This window comes from Paenibacillus sp. FSL R5-0470 (genome assembly GCF_037975205.1).
Lineage (GTDB): Bacteria > Bacillota > Bacilli > Paenibacillales > Paenibacillaceae > Paenibacillus_AQ.
The window spans coordinates 3,527,366-3,547,748 of the sequence record NZ_CP150238.1 but is presented as its reverse complement, the minus strand read 5'-3'; the positions used below and the strand labels follow the sequence as shown (position 1 = coordinate 3,547,748).

Annotated in this window: 12 protein-coding genes; 1 reads left to right on the top strand and 11 read right to left on the bottom strand. The window is 45.8% G+C overall.

Annotated elements, in window-relative coordinates:
- Positions 1-49 precede the first annotated feature (49 nt).
- From cydC to MKY99_RS15475, 6 genes are all read right to left on the bottom strand, one after another.
- Positions 50-1,777, bottom strand: a complete 1,728-nt coding sequence (gene cydC, locus MKY99_RS15500; RefSeq protein WP_339264813.1) for a thiol reductant ABC exporter subunit CydC — start codon at positions 1,775-1,777, stop codon at positions 50-52.
- Positions 1,774-3,606 carry a thiol reductant ABC exporter subunit CydD gene (gene cydD / locus MKY99_RS15495; RefSeq protein WP_339264811.1) on the bottom strand — a complete coding sequence of 611 codons (1,833 nt, stop codon included), beginning with the start codon at positions 3,604-3,606 and terminating at the stop codon, positions 1,774-1,776. The genes cydC and cydD overlap by 4 nt, the downstream gene beginning before the upstream one ends.
- A 68-nt stretch (positions 3,607-3,674) precedes the next feature.
- Positions 3,675-4,691, bottom strand: coding sequence for a cytochrome d ubiquinol oxidase subunit II (locus MKY99_RS15490; protein ID WP_042188427.1), 1,017 nt, complete (start codon positions 4,689-4,691; stop codon positions 3,675-3,677).
- Positions 4,688-6,052: a cytochrome ubiquinol oxidase subunit I gene (locus tag MKY99_RS15485; RefSeq protein ID WP_076283693.1), complete on the bottom strand. Its 1,365-nt coding sequence runs from the start codon at positions 6,050-6,052 to the stop codon at positions 4,688-4,690. Before MKY99_RS15485 ends, MKY99_RS15490 begins: the two co-directional genes overlap by 4 nt.
- 540 nt (positions 6,053-6,592) lie before the next feature.
- The gene (locus tag MKY99_RS15480) at positions 6,593-7,444 is read right to left on the bottom strand and encodes a GNAT family N-acetyltransferase (RefSeq protein WP_076283694.1); all 852 of its coding nucleotides are present in this window, start codon (positions 7,442-7,444) and stop codon (positions 6,593-6,595) included.
- A 61-nt stretch (positions 7,445-7,505) separates the two neighbouring features.
- Positions 7,506-9,353 carry a hypothetical protein gene (locus MKY99_RS15475; RefSeq protein WP_339264808.1) on the bottom strand — a complete coding sequence of 616 codons (1,848 nt, stop codon included), beginning with the start codon at positions 9,351-9,353 and terminating at the stop codon, positions 7,506-7,508.
- Positions 9,354-9,447: 94 nt separating this feature from the next.
- Between MKY99_RS15475 and MKY99_RS15470 the strand changes: the two genes are divergently transcribed.
- Positions 9,448-10,068: a TetR/AcrR family transcriptional regulator gene (locus tag MKY99_RS15470; RefSeq protein ID WP_339264806.1), complete on the top strand. Its 621-nt coding sequence runs from the start codon at positions 9,448-9,450 to the stop codon at positions 10,066-10,068.
- Positions 10,069-10,234: 166 nt separating this feature from the next.
- Here MKY99_RS15470 and MKY99_RS15465 read toward each other — a convergent pair whose 3' ends face one another.
- From MKY99_RS15465 to MKY99_RS15445, 5 genes are all read right to left on the bottom strand, one after another.
- Complete coding sequence (locus MKY99_RS15465) at positions 10,235-14,827, bottom strand: DNRLRE domain-containing protein (protein ID WP_339264804.1); 4,593 nt, start codon at positions 14,825-14,827, stop codon at positions 10,235-10,237.
- Between the two features lie 130 nt (positions 14,828-14,957).
- Positions 14,958-16,691 (bottom strand): hypothetical protein, encoded by a 1,734-nt coding sequence (locus MKY99_RS15460; RefSeq protein WP_339264802.1) that lies wholly within the window; start codon positions 16,689-16,691, stop codon positions 14,958-14,960.
- A gap of 89 nt (positions 16,692-16,780) precedes the next feature.
- Positions 16,781-18,367 carry an extracellular solute-binding protein gene (locus tag MKY99_RS15455; protein ID WP_339264800.1) on the bottom strand — a complete coding sequence of 529 codons (1,587 nt, stop codon included), beginning with the start codon at positions 18,365-18,367 and terminating at the stop codon, positions 16,781-16,783.
- A gap of 62 nt (positions 18,368-18,429) precedes the next feature.
- Positions 18,430-19,284, bottom strand: a complete 855-nt coding sequence (locus tag MKY99_RS15450; protein ID WP_339264798.1) for a carbohydrate ABC transporter permease — start codon at positions 19,282-19,284, stop codon at positions 18,430-18,432.
- 43 nt (positions 19,285-19,327) lie between these two features.
- Complete coding sequence (locus tag MKY99_RS15445; protein ID WP_339264796.1) at positions 19,328-20,302, bottom strand: ABC transporter permease subunit; 975 nt, start codon at positions 20,300-20,302, stop codon at positions 19,328-19,330.
- Positions 20,303-20,383: the final 81 nt, after the last annotated feature.

Here is a 20,383-nt window from a genome sequence, read left to right as displayed (position 1 = left end):
GTCTTGGGCTTTCCTATTCAGTTCAAGACTGTTTCTACTTTTCAAATCTTCACACTCCAACTTCTCCGATCATTTGCTGTTCGATTTGTTTCATCTCATAAAAATAGCCTTTTTGCCCCATCAACTCCGAATAGGAACCCGTTTCGACTACCTTGCCTTGGTCCATGACCACAATTCGGTCCATCTCTTCCAATCCGGTTAGCCGATGACAAATCAGGAGAAGCGTATCATTAGCCGCCTGTGCGTAGAGATGCTTCAAAACGTGATGCTCTGTCACATAATCCAGCGATGAAGTTGGTTCGTCCAGAAGCCATACCCGTCCTTTGCGGAGCATCGCTCGCGCCAGAGCCAACCGCTGCTTCTCGCCGTCTGACAGATTCTCTCCTTTTTCATACACCATATCGGTCAACGATGTATCGGGCAGCTGCATTTTAGCTAGCACATCCAACAATTGTTCGTCAGTATGTTCTTCTCCATTCAGCAGCAGGTTGTCCCGGATCGTTCCCCGGAAAAAATGACTTTGCTGAAACACTACATTAGCCGTTTGCCAAATGCTCGTCTCATCCAGTTCCTTCACCGAAGTACCGTTTAATCGTATATCTCCAGCTGTTGGTGTTCGCAGTTTGAGCAGCAATTCGATAATTGTTGATTTTCCTGACCCACTCGGCCCGACAATCGCCGTTTTGGAGCCAGGTATAATGTGCAGGGACACTTCCCTGAGCGCCGGTCTCCACTCCCCATCATATTGAAACGTAACATCGGATAGTTCCATCGTAACAGCATGATCAACAGACAATGTGCCACTTGGCTGCGAAGACTGCTCATCAAAGGTCTGAACTGTTTCCGTCAGTCGTTTGGCTGCGTGTTCGCTATCCTCTTTATACGCGGGTAATGTGGCCATAGCCGTCGCTTCTTCAAATACGGTTTGTGATGCCATGACCAACATGGCAAGAAATACGCCTGCAAGCGCTCCTTCTATAATTAAATAGGCGCCGAGCGTCAGCACTCCCCAGGAAACGAGAAACGTAACAAAAGTGTGCATCGATTGCCCGCGCAACAAGTGCCCGGCTGCTCGTTGCTGTTCAGTTGCCAATACAGCGGAAGCGTGCTGAAGCTGCTCCTCCCGCTGTGCCAATTGACCGTATACTTTTAAATCCCGGAAACCGTACAACACTTCTGTAACTTCCGTGGACAGCTGCGCCCTCTGCTCACGAACGCGTCCATGTATTCTCCGCTGCCCGAGTAACACAATTCCCGGTACAACGAATGCCGTTATCAGCATACCTAATACAAACAAAACGGCAATCCAGATCGAATAGGTAGAAGTAAACAGCACCGTAGCCAAAAACACCATGACGACCATGATCGGAGGATAAGCGACTCGCAAAAAATAATTTTGCAAACTTTCCACATCCCCAACGATCCGCGCAAGCAGATCCCCGCTTCGATTTTTGTTCAATATACCAGGCGTTAAAGGAATAAGCTTGGCAAAAAAGGATGTACGTAAACGGCTAAGCATGGAGAATGTCGCCCGGTGAGAATATAAGCGTTCTCCATAACGACTCGCCGCCCGAAGCAGACCAAGCAGTTTGACCATCGAGGTGAGTACAATTAAAGTATAAAGCGGCGGCGCAAATACCGTTTGCGAAATTAGATACCCGCTCGCAGAAAAGAGTGCCACACCGGCTATGCCGGCGATAAATCCACCCAAAATCGAAAGAATGATATCCTTACGCTCCTGAATCATCGCCTTTGACAGAACGGCCAGTTCATTCATGAGGATATCCCCCCTTTCCGCTCTACATCAATCATCTCGGCATATTGAGGCAGGCGCCCCAGAAGCTCTTCATGCCGTCCGGAGTCCACCAACACTCCATTGTCCATAAACAAAATCTTGTCGGCTTGTTGAATCGTATATAATCGGTGAGCCACCGTAATCATCGTAGCCGTTTTTGCCAGTTTGGCTATGGAGCGTTGCATTACCCGCTCGGTGTGCAAATCCAGTCCAACTGTGGGTTCATCAAACAAAATGATAGCAGGACGCTTCAAAAAAGCGCGTGCCAAGGCAAGCCGTTGCTTTTCCCCACCAGACAGTCCCCTGCCTCCTTCACCAACAAAGGTATCAAATCCATGCTCCAATTGGGCTGTAAGCGCAGTGAGTCCTGCTTCCTCCCCCGCCCGCTCAATTTCTGCCCTGGAGATGCTCCCACGAGCACCAATCGCAATATTTTCAGAAAATGTGCCTGCAAAAATATACGGATGCTGTGTAATGTAGCTAACATGTTCGAACCATTCGGTTTCATCGTATTGCGAGAGTGGTCTTCCATTCACCAGAAGCGTTCCAGATTCTGGTTTCAGCAGACCGGCAATGAGATGGAGCAAAGTCGTTTTACCGGAACCACTTTTACCTACAATCGCAATATGTTCTCCCGGTTTAAACTGGATCCGACCCGTCTCAAGCTTGAATAAATCTGGAGCATATTGAAACTGAAGATGATCTATTTCCATGGATGGCGGTACTGAAAGATCATTGGAATTTCCAATTTCCAATTTGCTTCCCCTGTCGACCCTATCCATGCTGTCGATCTCGTTGATTCCAACGGTTGTTAATGCTCCTTCAATGCTATTCGCGTCCCTACTCTCCCCTGCCGGTTCTTCAAGCATCTGTTCCACCTTACGAACCGCACCCATACTTGTCCGGCCACTGTGAAAGGCCGTTCCCGTATTCTTTAACAGGTTGTAAAACTCGGGAACGAGCAACAACACGAGAAAGGCGGTGTGGAACGTCATAGATTTGAAAACAAGCAATTGGATGGCCAGTTCAAGAGCGACAATGCCAATGCTTAGCATCACGATCGATTCCAGCATGAAGGTATTCGTAAACGCAATCTTCAAAATGCCCATTGTGGCATCACGGTAACTAAGGCTACTGTGTTCAATTTTCTGTTGCTGACGGTGTGCTCGTCCAAATATTTTTAACGTCACCAGCCCTTGAAGAGAATCCAGAAACGTACCTGAAAACTCGGCCAGCTGCGCATATTTTTCTTCGGATTTGTTCTTCGTTTTCAGTCCTACCAAAATCATGAACAGTGGGATAAAAGGAGCTGTAAACAATAGAATGAAACCTGTGTTGGCATGTTGGATAAATGTAACGACCAAAATCAGAATCGGGATGATAGCAGCTTCCATCATTCGCGGCATGTACTGACTGAAATAACTATCAGCCTCATCCACAGCATCAAGAGCAATACTGACCTTGCCTCCCGTCTGTCCACGAAGGGTGGAAGGCATGGAAGCATGGGTCAAGTTTTGCAGCACGGCTGCGCGCATATTTGTCTTGGCAGTGGCAGCCATACGCAAGCCAACTTTACCGTTTCCATATGACAACAATGTGCGTACAGCCATAACAGCCAGAAGAATGCCGAGCAACAGGATAACCGATGAAAATGAAGCTCTCTCCACAAAAATCCGTTGGACTGCTTCAGCAAGCAGTCCAGCCTGACTCACAATAGCTGTACCAAGCGCGAGCGAAAGGATCGCGAGGAGGGCCATATTTTTTCTTTGTGAAGACATTTGTTGAGAAATCAGACTGGATTTCCTCGGCACAGATCACACCTCCTTTATATATAGGCTTGTAGAGAAACCTCATACACGCCGTAATGGATCAATTAGCTTTATTTTTTCCCTTTTACATAATCCGCATCAAACAGGAAGAGCTTGAAGACCAGAATAAGGGATGGGATCAACAGGCACAGACCGCCGATAAACACAACAACTAACGCTAAGCCCATTGCTGGTGAAGTTGCACTGCTCTGAATCGTGATATACGGATCGAGAATATAAGGGTATTGCCCAATCCCATAAGCGAAAAAGGCACAGAAAAATTGCAGCATGATGCATATGAAAGCTAATCCGTAACGGCGTCCGTTATATAACAGCCACATCGCGATCATGAAGAAAGCAACGGAAAGTGCCAAGAGCCACCATAAATCCATCATATTTTGAAAATGCCGCTCATTGTGTTGACCCAAATAGATAAATGCTGTCAGTGCGAGAATTATCGTCGGTGTGCTCCAAAACAGGGCGTAGTTCCGCATCAGCTTCAACGCGGAATGATCCTCTGCACGAGATGCGTAAAAAGTCAGAAATGAGCCGCTTATGAACAAAACGGACACGATTGCCAGTCCAACGATGCTCCACGATAACGGATTGGTAAACAGCGCCCAGTAATCCAGAGAAACCGTCTCAGCCTGCTTCACAATAAAGCCGCCTTCAGACAAAGTAAGTGCCACTGACAACGAAGCCGGAATAAGCAGACCTGTAGCTCCGTACAAAAAAAGATATACTATGTTTTTCTTGGAACCATAATTTTCAAAAGCGTAGAACGAACCGCGAATCGCAAGAAGAATAACTGCAATACTTCCCGGAACAAGCAGCGCGGAGCCATAATAATAGGCTGTGTCCGGAAAAAATCCGACGATGCCAATATAGAAAAAGATAAAAAATACATTTGTAATCTCCCATACGGGTGATAAATATCGGGAAATCAGACGATTAATGAGATGATCCTGCTTCGTCAAACGGGCATAAAAGGCGAAGAATCCCGCTCCGAAATCAATGGAAGCTATAATTAAATAGCCGTACAAGAACAGCCAGAGCACCGAGATGCCAATTATTTCGTAACTCATCATTCAGTGCCCCCCTTTTCCACAGATTGATTAGGATGTTCCTTCATCCATTTCTCCATCTCAACTTCTGCCGGATTATTGTTGAACAAACGTCTTAGCACGATTACACACATACTGCCGAGTACGATGTACAAGAGCAATAAGGCGAAGAATATAATTCTTACATTCGGTGAAGTCGTGGCAGCCTCCTCTACACGCATATATCCACGGATAATCCACGGCTGTCGCCCAACCTCTGCATAAAACCAGCCCAGCTCTACAGCTAGAAAAGCGAGCGGTGCGATCAGTGCGATGATGCCAAGCATCCACTTGTTAAGCACATTGCGTTTTTTCCAGAACACAAACAGGAAGTACAGGACCGAAATCGCGAGCAGAGCAAATCCGATTCCAGCCATTAAATCAAACAGGTAGTGAACAAGAAGCGGTGGCCATTCTTCCTTGGGGAATTCCTCCAGCCCCGTTACCTCCGCATTAAAGTCTCCAAAGGCCAGGAAGCTGAGCACTTTCGGCAAATGAAGAGCCCCTATCACTTCATGCTCTGCATTCAGCCATCCCATTAGAACCAAGTCCACACCGCTACCCGTCTCAAAATGCCACTCTGCCGCTGCAAGCTTCTCTGGCTGATGCTCGGCCAAAAACTTGGCGGACACATCACCAGCTAATGTGTTCAGCAAGCTGAACAGCAAAACGACCGCCATCATGAGATTCAAGGATTTTTTGTGGTATGCGGACACTCCTTTTCTCAGCATCGCAAAGGCTGCAATCCCGGCTAACAAGGCAGCTCCTGTCAAATAGGCCGAGCTTAATACATGGAACACCTTGGAGAAGGTCGCCGTATTCAGCATCGCTTGCACCGGGTCAATCGCTGTGAATTGGCCCGCTTCCATGACAAAGCCTCCAGGCTGGTTCATGAATCCGTTCACCGTCGTAATAAAAACGGCAGACATGCCTGCCCCGGCGACAATCGGAATCGTCAACAGCCAATGGATATACGGATTTTTAAACCGATCCCACGTATACAAATAAATGCCCAGGAAGATGGCCTCAAAAAAGAACGCGAACACTTCCATGAATAACGGAAGTGCAATAACATTCCCAGCCAGTTTCATAAAATTCGGCCATACCAGGGCTAATTGTAGTGATATGGCTGTACCGGTCACGACACCAACCGCTACAGAAATGACAAATCCCCGAGACCATCTCTTTGCCATAAGTGTATAATGGGGATCCTTTTTGCGGATCCCGATGAACTCTGCAATAGCGATCATTAGCGGTATACCGACGCCAATCGTCGCAAAAATAACGTGGAACCCGAGAGTCAAGCCTGTCACCAGCCTGCTCCATAGCACCGTATCAATTGCCATTCTTTACTGCTCCCTTCAAACGCTGTTCATTTTTCGTCATAACTTGATGCTTATGATTAGGCCGGCTAATTCTGGGGCTGCATTCAATATCAGGTTTAGCAGGGCTCAGCGACATCGTTGCCTGTTCGTTTTAGTATGACGTTCCTCGTTCTTTGCTATGTAAAAAGAGAAAAATTTCACAAAGCAAGAGTTGGCGAGCCTGATTTACCTGATACTGAGCAGTCAAATTAATAACGTGACCTAATGATTAAAATCATCTTATCTTAAATTGCAAGTAATTCAATCACAGATATCTCTTAATCCCTAAATGTTCAAGAAAGGGTCAAATCTTTCTGACAACTCAGTGAATAACATAAAAAGAACCCAAAAGAGCTATTGATTCAATAGCGTATATATGATTTCACAAGTCTCCTCCTACTTCGATGTTAGAAAAAAACAATATTTCCTCATTTTAACCTCTAATATATACCCCCTTCTGCAACAAAAAAAACACTGACTCAAATCATCAGTGTTTTTGAATTAAAGCTAATGTCATCTTCGTCATGACAAATCTTTCTCCATTTCATATTGCTCGATGTATACGTCAAGACCAACACTTTGAAGGAAACGTATAGAATTTGTATCTCTTTTGTCTACATTATTGACGGTGATGATAGAATGTCTCTCTCCCATCCAATGAAATAAGGAACGCCCAAATCCCTGGTTTCTTTCTTCTCGCAAAATACCGAACTGTACAACTGCTCCGTTGGCCGATTTTATTACCGCGTATCCACAAATCTTATTCTCTTCCCTTATCGTGACCACATCGTATAAATGCGGATTTCGTAAAATTGCATGAACAGATTGTTCCCAAGAAGGTTCAAAATTCCAATAAGAATGTACCGATGTCCAATCGAATTCTTCCAGTCGAACCATAGTAATGAATGTATGTCTATGATCGTCCGGAAGGGTGACATCAATACGCCCCTTGAAACAAGCCAATTCTCTATGAATTTGAAATCCTATGGCGGTATACGCTTTTATAGCTTTATCATTCGTTTGAATCACTTCAAGCAAACACTTTTGAATATGAGCTTCTTTAAGGATGGGAAGAGCATGACGATAAATTTGTTCGACTAGCCGTCTCCCTCTATATAAAGGAACGACTCCTGTACCAGTATTAAATGCAGTACTTTCGCCGTTACGATCCCCGATGCCATGCATAACAAATGCAACCAGCTTCTCTTGATCAAAAGCACCAAACGACATCTGATAATTAACTCCCGCACCTGCAAATTTATCAGCTAAATACTCCGAAGAAACATGAAATGGAATTACATAATCGGAGAAGGCTTCGTTAAAGCAAGTTGTAAACTCTTGTAATTCAAGATCCTTAACACTTTTGATCAACATGTAGTTTTTTTCTCCTTTTTTTTGGTACTAAGTTCTTCATCATCAGCCAATCTCCAATTCATCATTTAGTACGGCCATAGAAAAAAGAATACCCATCTGACTTTCCAAGCTTAGTCGTCTCCGTTCCGTCCACTATCTTGACCGCTTTCAGTAACGATATAATTTGTGTATGCATGAGCTTTGCATCAAATTTGCCCATCTCTCTGTCTTCACTATCCACGAGCAGATAGTCGGGCATTGGAATGAAGCCAATCACCGGTATCCCTGCTTCAAATAAAGGCTGACTCTCTCCAAACTCAAACTTGTTATGTCCACGTAATAATACAGTACGTGTGCCGTCGGACTTTTCAATAGCTTTCAGCCATATGGACGCCATCATTTCATTGCCCGCATAGGTATATTCTGTACTTATTTTTCCAGTTGGTCTATAGTGACCCGTATCATCGTCCTTCCACTCCATACTGCCTAAATGCTCAACCGTAATTCCAGCTACAGCTTTTATATGGCCTTTCTTGCCATCCCAGAGCTCTCGATGCCCCTCCATCCAAGTGGAAGTCGCCTGAGAAGATCCTTTGAAATCCGGTAATCTAAAATGGCCTGTCACAAAAGCGAAAATCATCGTACGTTCCGGCTGCTCCTGCTGTAAGTAACGAATCATGGACAGCATGCCCACAGCACCATTTTCCTCCACCACATTTATCCCATCCGTATGGGTATTTATGATAATCGCTTCATCTTTATTTTTTCCGTCAATTTTCACATAAAAGGATTCTGTTGGAGCATTTTTTTGTATTTCTGCTTCTAAAATAACCGTACCTTCTTTGTGCTCCTGGGCTGCACTGATCACCTTTTTCCCTTCCGTTTCATTGACCCAGATCGCAGGAATTCCAGCATAAGCTGTAGTAAAGGGCACATACTGCTTTTCAACCTTATCGTCGGATACCCCTTTCCAGACAACAACAACAGCTTTCACACCCATTTCCTTCGCTTGCTCCAATTTAGCTTCTTTTAAAGCTGTAGTGAGGACTAGATCGCCTTCATTTGGGGCAATTTGGCTTTCCATTGGAGAGGAATCCCGCATGTTCATAACGATCCCACTTGGGAAATTTCTGAAATTCTCAATTTCAATGACAGCAATTTTTCCGCTGGCCTGGTCATACTCACCACGCTTCGTATATACCAGCTCCCCTGTTACCCCATTTTCGTCAGTTTCCCCGGAATAAGGAAAAGCTGAAGAGACATGAGTTGACTGCTGATCAATCATTAAAGAGCTGCTCTTTTCTTCCCATCGGTCAAAAGTATAGTGATCACGATAAACTTTCAGCCCCATATCTGTTACCTGTTGCTCCAGCCATGAAATAAATTGATTATGACCCTCAGATCCAGTTGTACGGCTTCCAAAAGAATTCATTACTTCAATATCCTTCAGCATCACTGCTGCAGAATCCAATTTACGTTCATCGATCATCACAGCCGCATCAGTTGGTAATGCCACAGGTATTGTAATAGGTTTTGCATAGATTCCAATACCACAAAGTACAGTAACGATAAGAGCAGCAATGCTGATTAACACTTTACGAACCACTATCAATGGAGTGACTCTACTGCGCACCTTGTGTCCAAAGAGTCCTCTCCATATGCCCGCTACGATCAGCAGCAAGATAGAAAGCGCAAGCAGCCAAAACTCTCTTGTTAGTAAGAACAACCCTTCTCCCACCATCGCACTAATTAACACTACATGTAACTTCTCACGCTTCTTTAAAAGTAAAAAGGAGATGCCTAATTCCGCTAACAAAAGGATAATGGTCACTGTCGAGATTACCGTTTCTTTACCAATAAATACCGTAGCACAAAGTGCTAGGATCAAAAGCAGCCCCGCTGACAATCGTCTATATAAGTTCTCTAACATGACGCCCTCCTATTGTATCTACTCCTATTTTGACATTACATTTGTAATGCCTTATGGTTTTAGCATATTGAAAAGACTCATGTAAAACAATAAAATGAACACCAGAATGTACAAACGGAGGGGAAATGTCATCTCAAATCATGAATTATACAGTCCGAATACCTCTCAGCATCGTTCCAATAAAGAAACCAACCGTTTGACAAGAGAAGCCATCTGCACGGCATTAGTCTACTTGATCCAGGAACAGCCTTTTAACAAAATCACCATCACCGATATTGTGAAGCGTGCAGGGGTCTCTCGAACGGCCTATTACAACAACTATTCCTCCAAGCAAGAGATCCTGGTGGATTTGGTCGATTCGCTTATTTTCGAAATTAATCAAAAACTCTTACCTTACACAAATGAATTAACAGGCAAAGCTAAGGAACCTCAAAAATTTATCAGAGTGCTTTTTGAAGTTGTTTTTCAGCAGCGGAACATCTACAAAGCACTTCAAAGCGCAAAGTTTGATGATGTGATTCTGGATTGCTTGAATGAAATGATGCTCTCTACTGCTCACGACAAAAGCGATGAAAATGTGTATCGAATATACTTTAAAGCGGGGGCCCTCTATAATGTTCTCCTCAAATGGATACAATCCGACTTTGCAAAATCCATTGATGAGATGACCAAGATTTGTCTTGAAGTGTACCATACTCCGATGTCCAAGGAATAAGGGGGGATTATCAGCAAAAAAACGTTCACTCATCAATTGATGGGTGAACGTTTCAAGCCTAATCATCTAGCAATATGCAGCTGCGGCAGAAGCCCGAATGCTCAACATGTTGAAGACGCCAATACCACGTGATGTATTGGCGTCTTTGTGATTTAACGGTTAAGGATTATTGCACGTACACGGTGATCGTATTACTCGATGTCACTCCAGCTTCGTTCACAAGCTCGCATCGATATTCATACGTGCCCGCCGGTAGATCACGGGTCTCCGTTACTGCCGATTGCGCTTGAGGTGTCTTATTGGTGAGCGTCTGGGTATCGATGAGCACGCCGTTCTCATAAAGCCGGTACGACGACCCATTTGTTCCCCACCACATGTTCATGCTCACTTTGAAGGTTCCATCCCCATTCCAGTTATCATGTGAGAGAACTGGTTGGCCTGGATCAGCATCGGTCACGCGCACAGTTAGTATGTTGCTTCGCGTGGTACCGAATGCATTTGTCAGTTCAGCGAAATAGCGGTACGTACCGTTTGCCTTGTACGTCACGGAGGTGACTGTGGATTGGGCTTGAGGTGATGCGTCTTTGAGTGTTTGTGTATCGATGAGTGCATCATTCTCATATAATTTGTAAGTCGTACCGTTGTTTCCCCACCACATGTTCATCTTTACGTCATAAGTTCCGTCCATTAAGCCTGTATCATGGCCGTTATTGCTTGATAGTTCGGGTTTACCGGGACCCCCAGAAGCATTCGCCACGATGTTGCTTACCTCCGCTTTCGCCGTACCCGTGTTCCCTGCTGCATCAACGAATTCGAATGTGAAGATGCCATTCTCCTTAAACGTATAGCTATCTGCTCCCTCATTGTTCGTTATCGTAACCGGCTCACTTGCCGTCATTGTAGCGATGACCTCTTGTTTGGTCGGTTCCGTAGTGCTGTATACAATTGATGCCGTTGGTGTAGTCTTGTCTATGCGGAAGGTGATTTTCTGGTTTGCCTCCACATTTCCTGCTCGATCCATCGATCGATACAGTAGGGTATACATACCGTCTTGTTCAAAAGTCAGAGGAATCGTGTACGGCAGCCATATTTTCCCGCCATCTAAACTGTATACCACGGATGCTACACCGGACTTGTCATCGGTTGCGCTCAGTGTCGCTTGTACGCTGCTCATATACCAACCGTTACGTTCCGTCCCTTCGAGTGAAGCGATCGTCGTCGGAGGGGTCATGTCAGTAACAATCCACTGCATGGAACGAAACTTGGAAGATAACTTCCCGTCGCCGATTCCTCCTCCCCATTCAATGAACCCTTTTCTGCCGGATCCGTCATTGTCATTAACAAGCAACGAGAAGCTGATGTTCCCGTTCTTCTCCGGCTTAATCGGTGCGACTTCCGACCAAGGGAGAGATAGTTCGTAGATCGTATTCTGCTCTTGATCTCTTGTAATAGCTAGCTGACCATTGGTGATGGGTCCTTTAATCACGCCCGGAGGGGCATTCCAACTGTATATTTGCGGACCATCAGGTGTTTGAGAAATTCCGATTTCGTACCAATACGATTCTTCACCCGGAAGGCCATTCGCAATGGCAAACTGAATGCTGTCGTTGTTCCAAATATCGGCACCCAGGAAAGAAGAATAATGCACATTGTCCTTTACTTTCGCAGATAGATAGAGTTGGTTTGTATCGTAACTGATCCAGACATTTCCGCTTAAATCTCCTGCACCTTGATAGCCTGTCATTTTGACCGTACCCTTCGACAGATCGATCGGAGATGCGCTGGCTGCCGTGTCCGGATCCAGCACTCCATCTACTGCAACAGACCTAAGGGGCACAGGATTAAATTCGGCAGATCCCGTGTAGGTATACGGATCAAAACCATCGACATTAACTGTCACTTTAATTGTACTACTAACACCAAGGCTAATGGCAGATAGGGGGAATTTCACGGAGGTAGATGCATCAGCTGGAATCGAAACATTCAGAACCTCCGATCCGGATTGGGTTCCGAATCTCCATTCCACTTTATTAATCTGAATCGGCTTGGTTGTGGATTCGTTCTTAATTGTAACCATAAGTGCTTTGCTGCTATCCGATTCATTAAGAGTAGGTCGTACCTGAACGTTATACGATGGAAGTGTCGATGCCGAACTTCTCAACAGGCCGACTCTCTCGCTCCCATTCATCAATACGCCTGTAATAAGACGAGTACCCGGTTCGTTACCACTCGGCACGCTGATTGTTTCCGTCGTTTTCTGACCGCTAGGTGTAGACACCGAATAGTGCTGTCCTTCTACAACTAGATTGAAATCAAAGTCATCGGACATCTTGTTATCCGTCTCAAGGGCGAGTGACATCGAATCACCTACGTGTGATGACTTACTTGTTAACGTAAATGTGGAATCCTTCTCAATACCTCTAACTTCTCCTGCCACATAAAAGGGTTCATTGCTTAATGTCACAAATACGTTGCCATTATACGGCGTGTATGTGTGCGTATTTCCCATCATATCCGTGATCTGAATCGGACTCGGCGTACGTATGACGACTGGCGTCGATGTGCTTGTTGTCCATAAGACACGAACCGGTTCACCATTTTTATCGAACGTATAGCTTCGAATATCTTCTTCCGTGACATCCCGCGCAACGAACTGTACGTTGTTCAGTATCCTTGTCATAGTCGCAAAACTCGTATAGGCAGGCTTTGGCGTAAGGCTCCCTAACGGATCGTTCGGATTTCGCAAAAGGCCGAAGTTATCTTCATTAATATTTTGGATCCCGTCATTGATCAGGTCGTACCATACAACCTGATCCACACCATTCGCGATTGCAACGACATAAGCGCGAAGCAAATAATTGGCTTGGGTCTTCTCATCCACGCCGCGGGCATCAAGCTGGGTTGGCCATCCGGTCTCATTAATCCAGATCGGCTTCAGATTTCCGTTGTTGTACTTCAGAATCAAATTTTTCAAATCAGCAATCTGGGTTTCATACCCTTCCGGCGCACCGGGATATAGATAGGGATGAATCGAGAACCCATCCATATATGACATGCCGCCCAGCTTAAGCACATCTTCAATCCATTTGAGATTACCTACTGTCGATGTGCCAAGAACAGGCAGTTCAGGGTACATAGGTTTGATCGTCTCATACGTTTTCTTTAAGAGTGGATAATAGAATTCTGGTTTGGAATCGGCTGGCCCATTGCCGCGATCTCCGAAGCTGCCATAAAATTCGTTGTATACTTCAACGGCATCCATCTGGCCTTGGTAATGATCGACGTAAGCCTTCATATAATTGGCGAATCCTGTCCGCCCGGCATCTGTATAAGGGGTACTGTTATTGTCGTAATTGGGGTTAGTGTATCCGGATACATAAAGGAAATCAAAATCGTCTGAATCTAGCATATTCATGTAATAGTCCGGCTGAGGGGTAAAGGTGTAGTTCCCCTGCTGTCGCTCGATGCCAGGCCACTCATAGCCGCCCCGCACCATGCGGATGCCGGCATCCTTCATCAGCTTCACGATATCAGGAGTCATGGCCTGTGGAAAACGATGCAAATGAGTCGATACTCCGAACGGTGCATGTTCATTTCCCGTTGCATCACGAGTGGCAAGTACAGTGAATGGTGTTTTAATTAATACAGGATCGCTCCCTGCAAGATCGGCTCTGACATGCAGTGTGAAATATCCATACGTGGAATGTGGAACAGTCCATATGGCTTCGTTATGAACCGTTGGTGCCACGCCTTCCGATACAAATGCTCCTTGATAATCGTAAACAGACCATGCGACAGATGGCCTCGCCGTTCGGACTTTGAACTGAATCGGCTCACTGTTCGTATAGACATTCCCTGGACGGGTCTGGATCAGCTTCGTCGTTGGTGTCGCTGCTGTAACATACGGACCATCATTGCTCCATTGATTCTGGGCGTTTCCGGCTTCCACTTTGAACGTATAATTCTGACCTAGCTGCAATCCCGATACGGTGTAAGAAGTCGTTGTTCCATTCACCGTCCCTAAGATGCTACCATTTCGATACACCGTATAACCGGTCACGCCAACTGGGTCGGTTGCTGTGGACCATTCGAGCTGTAGACCAGACTCCGTTATATTGGTGACGCTCAGTACTCCACCACCTTGCCAACTCGGTGCATTTGCATTCGTCCTATTGGAAGAAATCTCCAGGTAGGGCTGGTTGACGATGTTCTCCCTGCTGTTGATAGAGACCGAATGGCCTTGCACCGCCTGCTGTATCAATGCTAGGCTTGCTATACCGTCTGCAGCCTTTTGCTGTTTGACAAAGGCCGTTACATCCCATTCTTGCCAGCTTGCCGTCTTACCGACATTAGCGGAGGACAAATAATGATTGATGTCAGGTTTATTGTTCCAGGTCACTGACTGCTCTTCCCAGGTGTCGTCCTCCATGCCATACGCTTGAACGCCGATCGTCGAATTCTCTGTATCAATGGCATATACCTTTACTTTGGCCGTGCCAATCTCTCCGGTAATGGAGCTAAGATCGAATTTTAAATACGTTTGCCGATTTAAATTAATATCCGCGTTATAATTTTTGACAATGAGCTGATTAGAGGTCCCATAATTTTTACTCGCATTCCCTCCAGCATTGACATAGGTATCTTCGAGCGGATTCAACTGGACAACTGTGGGAGCAGTATTAGCAGAGGCGATAGATGACGTTACGAACATCGGTGCAGGCCATGGCAGTACAAGACTATGAAGCAAGGCTAACGACAATGTTAACCCCAAGATACGATTGGAGGCTTTCGTTGAGCTCTTATTGAACACCCTTCTCACCTCAATTATTTATTGTTAATCTACTTGATTTCACGTTCACAAACTTCAGAACTTACGTCCTCCTTATTTGTTAATTATGAAATAATACGACCCGTTCGGATGGCTTCTTCGCTAGCTTCAATGTTAGCGATTGGTCAGGCGACTCCAACGATGTTTGAACTTCATGTTCCGAGATAGAGAGCGACGACCTTCTGTCGGAATCCTCGTCCGGTCCGCAAAGCGTCAATGCAAACATGAACAACGCTTCCTTCATCGCATGGAAGTCAATCATCGAAGGTTCTCCTTTGTAGAGGACGTAATCCAAGCTAACAATCGGACCCTCTTCGTCCAATTCCCAATGAAACACACTGAATTCATCCATCGCGCCATATAAAGCCTTGACCGATAACGTCATCTCTCCAAGATACGTTTGGAATGTATCTTTGCCGATCTGTTTCCATGCAGGTACATCACCAGTACTGCCAATTTCAAGCCGGATTCGCAGATCTGACGCCGTCATTCGACCGTGGATAGGATCCAAATTCACATGTGTATCTCCGCCGTCCAGAGCGAATTGGATGCCATATAGTACGGAAGCTTGCTCCTGTACACTTGTATACACCGCCGAACAGAAGTCGTAACCGTCATGCAGCACCCGAAGCTGGATATAACTTCGCCCCTGATTTCCGGTGTGAACGTAACCCAGCAGATTTCGGCACTGCTTCCACATCACATTATGATTGAACGTGCCAAGCGTGAACTCAGAAGTCATGTACGTATAAGCCTTCCGCGTCCGGAACTCGTGATAAGGAGGCAAATCCTGCCTCAGTTCCCGCTCAACAATACTGGTGAACAGTCCATACAGCCGCTCCGGACAGACGATGCCTTGCGCATACCATTCCAGTCCATATACGAATTCGTCATTGCTTACAAATGACACGTCACCTTTACAGGCCATCTGAAGGAATGAGAGATGCGAATTACTTAGGAATGTCTGGTATGAACGGGCGTGGGGTCCGGACCATTGCTTCAGCATCGGGTGGAAATGCTCGGCAACCATCAGCCAGGTCGCCTCTAACATCTCGTTCGCCAACCGCTTGGCCTCTGCTGTATTCGAATACATCACAAGTGCGGATAGTTCCAGAATGGCTACCGTACTGTACGCCGGGCTATTATATTCGAGAAATGCGCCGGTCTGCATAGAATAATCGTATAGGCGCGTGAGTCGTTCCAAGCCATACTCGAAATAGGTGCGGTTCTTTAAGCGTTCGCCTGCAATCAATGTAACGAATGCCCCCATAATCGCAATATTCGTGTAATCAGGTCCGACATTTCTTTTGATGATGGCTTCGCAGCTATGGGAGATCGCCTGGCTTGTTAATTGCTCAAGATCGCCTGGAAGTCGGTTGCTATGACGTATCAACACTTGCAGTAGTCGCCTCCCGATGAAATCAGCCCAGTTCCAATCCGGCGGTGACATCATGGACAGAGGCTCCTCAAAGTACCATGACCATATTCCGAAGGTAGGCGAATCCGGCTGCTGATCCTGAAGGGATAGAATCGTTCGCAGTATTTCGAACGCCCGATCTTTATAAGCATCTTCATGGCAATCCAGAATGGCCAGGGCATAATCCAGAGACTCCCGGATGGGGTGAACATTTTCTACATTTCTAAGCTTCGTATGATACCCTGGACTCGTAAACGGTGTGCGAAGCAACTTTATCTCATCATTGTAATTCACATGTTTGGGTTCCAATGCTTTCTTGAGGAAGGGAAGCCACTGGGTTTCCTCTTCGTGTATTCTGCTGAATTGCGTGCTCGACATGTTTTTCCTCCTTAGCTTTACCTGGTTACGGTATACTTCTGATCCTTTAGGCAATCAGAAGTATACCTACCGAGTGTTTCAACAGCGTTCTAATTCAGATTATCTTTGTTTGCGTCATACCACGCTTGCGCGAGCCTCTCCACATTGTCGCCGCCAAGACGCTTCCATTCTTTCTGTAACTCGTTCAGACCTTGTGCAGGCGTCATCGAGTTTCCGCCGGTCACAACCTTCGCTTCAATCTGTTGTGCGATCGGATTAAATGTCGCGATTAATTGGGTCAATTCCGGGAAATCAGGATTAAAAGGGATATCTCTGCGGTATTTATTTTTCATGACCAGTTCAAGCGACTTACCCTTCTCTTTGGCATAATTTTGTGACTGCTCATCCTCGGCCGCCATAGCGAGGAACGTCTCTGGACGTAACACATTATCGAGCATGATCGCATATTCAGAAGCATAGGCAACTTCATTCTTGAATTTATCCGGGTCGGTTTTCTGCCGGACGCCGTCGACCATGTTAAAGTGGACGCCTTCTTCGCCATACCTGAGCGGTTCCCAACCATCCTGCAGCATCCAATCGATAAATTGAATTGCTGATTTAATCTGATCTTCATTCATTTTGCTATTGAACGCGGTGAATACGCTCGGCGGTGCCTCTTGATACAATCCGTTTTTGCCATATTTGCTGCTGATCGACTCCAATGGAACTAGCTTTGCTGTGGGATCATTTTTTATTAAGTTATTATTCAACTCTTCGATATCCCAGTTGGCAAGGTAGATGCCAGCTTTGCCTGTCGTCAGCAGTTGCCCTGAGCGCTGGAAATTCGTATCCGTGATATATTCCTTGTCGATTAATCCTTCGTCGAAGAGCTGCTTCTGGAAGGTTAACGTATCCACATACCGATCTAGCGTTCTGCCGAATTGCAGTTTGTCATCCTCGACGTACCATTGGTTCTCGCTTGTAAAAAAGAAAGCTTGATCAATCGAGTTGGAACTCACGCTTAATGCGATCGGTACGGTGTCTGCTTGACCATTGCCATCCGGATCCCCCTCCTTGAACTTTCGGGCAACATCGATGAACTCTTCCACGTTTGTCGGCGCTTTCAGTCCAAGCTTATCCAACCAGTCTTGACGTATCCACATCCCGTGGTTGGCAAGCGTTTCCCGTGCGAACGACACCGCATAAATTTTTCCGTTAAAATTCAAGTAGGGCAGTAGCTCAGGATGCTTCTCTAGATACGCCTTGTACGTCGTACTGTATTTGTCGATATATTCGCCAATCGGTTGGATTGCGCCTTGATTTGCCAACTGACTGATGTAATTCCGATCGTATTCCCAGATTAGATCAGGTGCTTCCCCAGCGGCGATGAGTGCATTCAACTTCGGCTGTGCTTGGTTCCGCGCAATAGGAACCCATTTCACATGGACGGGTGATTTCTCATTGATCCACTTCGTCCAGCGATTATTCTCGTACGTTCCTTCTTCTGTCGGCACTTTCCCACGATCAAACATCGAAATGCTGATTTCTTTCTTGTTTTCCTCGTTTACTGTGGCAGCTGTGCCCGATGAATTAACCGGTTGCTCCGATACAGTTTTGTTCGAGCTGCATGCGGCCAGCATCGTCACGGACATCGTGATCACCATCATGGTCATCATGGCTTGTTTCAGCTTCTTCATCGTTTCATCCCCTTTTTCCTATTGAACTATATCAAGAGCCTTCAGCCCAGTGATATCAGTCGTCAACCCTTGACCGACCCAATAAGTACACCTTTGACGAAATGTTTTTGTAGGAATGGATACATACATAAGATCGGCGTGACAACGATGACGACGGCAGCCGCCTTCAGCGCCTCTGGTGTCAGGAGTACCTGCTCCAATGCCTCATTCCCCCCCATGTTGTTGTTCAATAAGTTACTGTCCACCAGACTAATCATCTGATACAGCTTGACCATAACGGTCAGCTTCGTTGATTCTGTGATATACAGCATTACGTTGAAATAACTGTTCCACCAGCTGACAGCGTAGAACAGAGACAACGCCGCCAAAATCGGCTTGCATAGCGGCAAATAGATTTGTAAAAGGATCCGCCAGTCGCCCGCGCCATCGATGGATGCCGACTCCTCAATTTCCTCCGGCAACCCTTCCATAAACGTCTTCATCACGAACATGTTATACGTACTAATCAAGCCTGGAAGCCATACCGACCAATATGAATTCATAAGCCCAAGCGACTTAATCAAAATAAAATTTGGAATCAATCCAGCGACAAAGAGCATGGAGATTGTAATAAACATCAGCAATACGCTTCGTCCCACCAATCTCTTCCTTGAGAGCGGGTATGCTGCCATAATCGTCATTACTACGTTTAATAGTGTTCCGATAATCGTAACGACGACGGTATTTCCCATCGCTTTGATGAGCTGTCCATCATCGAATAGCCGGCCATAAGCAACGGTATTGAATTCAATTGGCCACAAGAACACTTCACCGGACGTAATTGCCCTGCTGCTGCTGAAAGATGCCACGATTTCGTACCAGAAGGGAAATAAGGTTAACAACGAAATAACACCTAGGATTGCGTAAGCGCTTACCATTGCGAGTTTATTTAAGAGTCTTTTTTCGGTTCGTATCATTGGATCACCACAACCCCCGTTCCCCGAAAAGTCGGATCAGTCGATTGACGCTGAGAATAAGAATGACACCAATGATGGATTGAAACAAACCGATGGCCGTCGTGTAGCTGTAGTTCATGTTCTGAAGCCCTACCCTATACACAAAAGTACTAATGACATCGGCCACATCCAGTACGGAATTATTCTGGAGGACAAGGGTCTGCTCCAATCCGACATCCATCATTTGTCCCATTCGGAGAACGAGCAAAATGGCTATAGTACCGCGAATGCCGGGCAATGTGATATGCCAGATTTGCCGCAGTTTGGCGGCGCCGTCGATTTTAGCTGCTTCATAGAGTTGAGGATCAATCGAAGCCATGGCCGCCAGATAAAGAATGGTTCCCCAACCAGCTTCTCGCCAAATCCCTGCAAGGGTATAGGCAATAGGCCACCAGAACGAATCTGCCATAAAATAGATGCTTTCCCCGCCGGTTATTTTCTTCAATAGAAGATTCACGATTCCCGTACTCGGCGATAGCGCAGCAATAACAATGCTCCCTAGCACTGCCCACGACATAAAGTGGGGAATGTACAGCATATTTTGCACGATCCGCTTATACCAGTTACGACGTACTTCATTTAATAAGAGAGCTAGTAGTATCGGAACAGGAAAGCCGAACACCAGACTATACAAGTTAAGAACAAGCGTGTTTCTTAGAATCCTCCAAAAATCTGAGCTTGCGAATATCATTTGAAAATGTTTGAATCCAACCCAAGCGCTGCCGAATACACCGTCCGAGAATCTGTAATCTTTAAAAGCAATGACCTCTCCGACAATCGGCACGTATTTAAATAGAAAATAAAATCCGATGACAGGCACAAGCATTAGATATAAATGTTTGTCCTGCAGCATTCTACTCCAGATCGACCGCCTGTGTGTTCCGCTTCGTACTACATGCGATCCGGCCTGCGATTTCGCTGTCGCTAACCTCCCTTTCATATGTTCTCATCCTTTCATATCATCTCGCCTCACCCTTTCGCATGAAGACATGCGACTGATGAATGCTACGATTCAAATTGT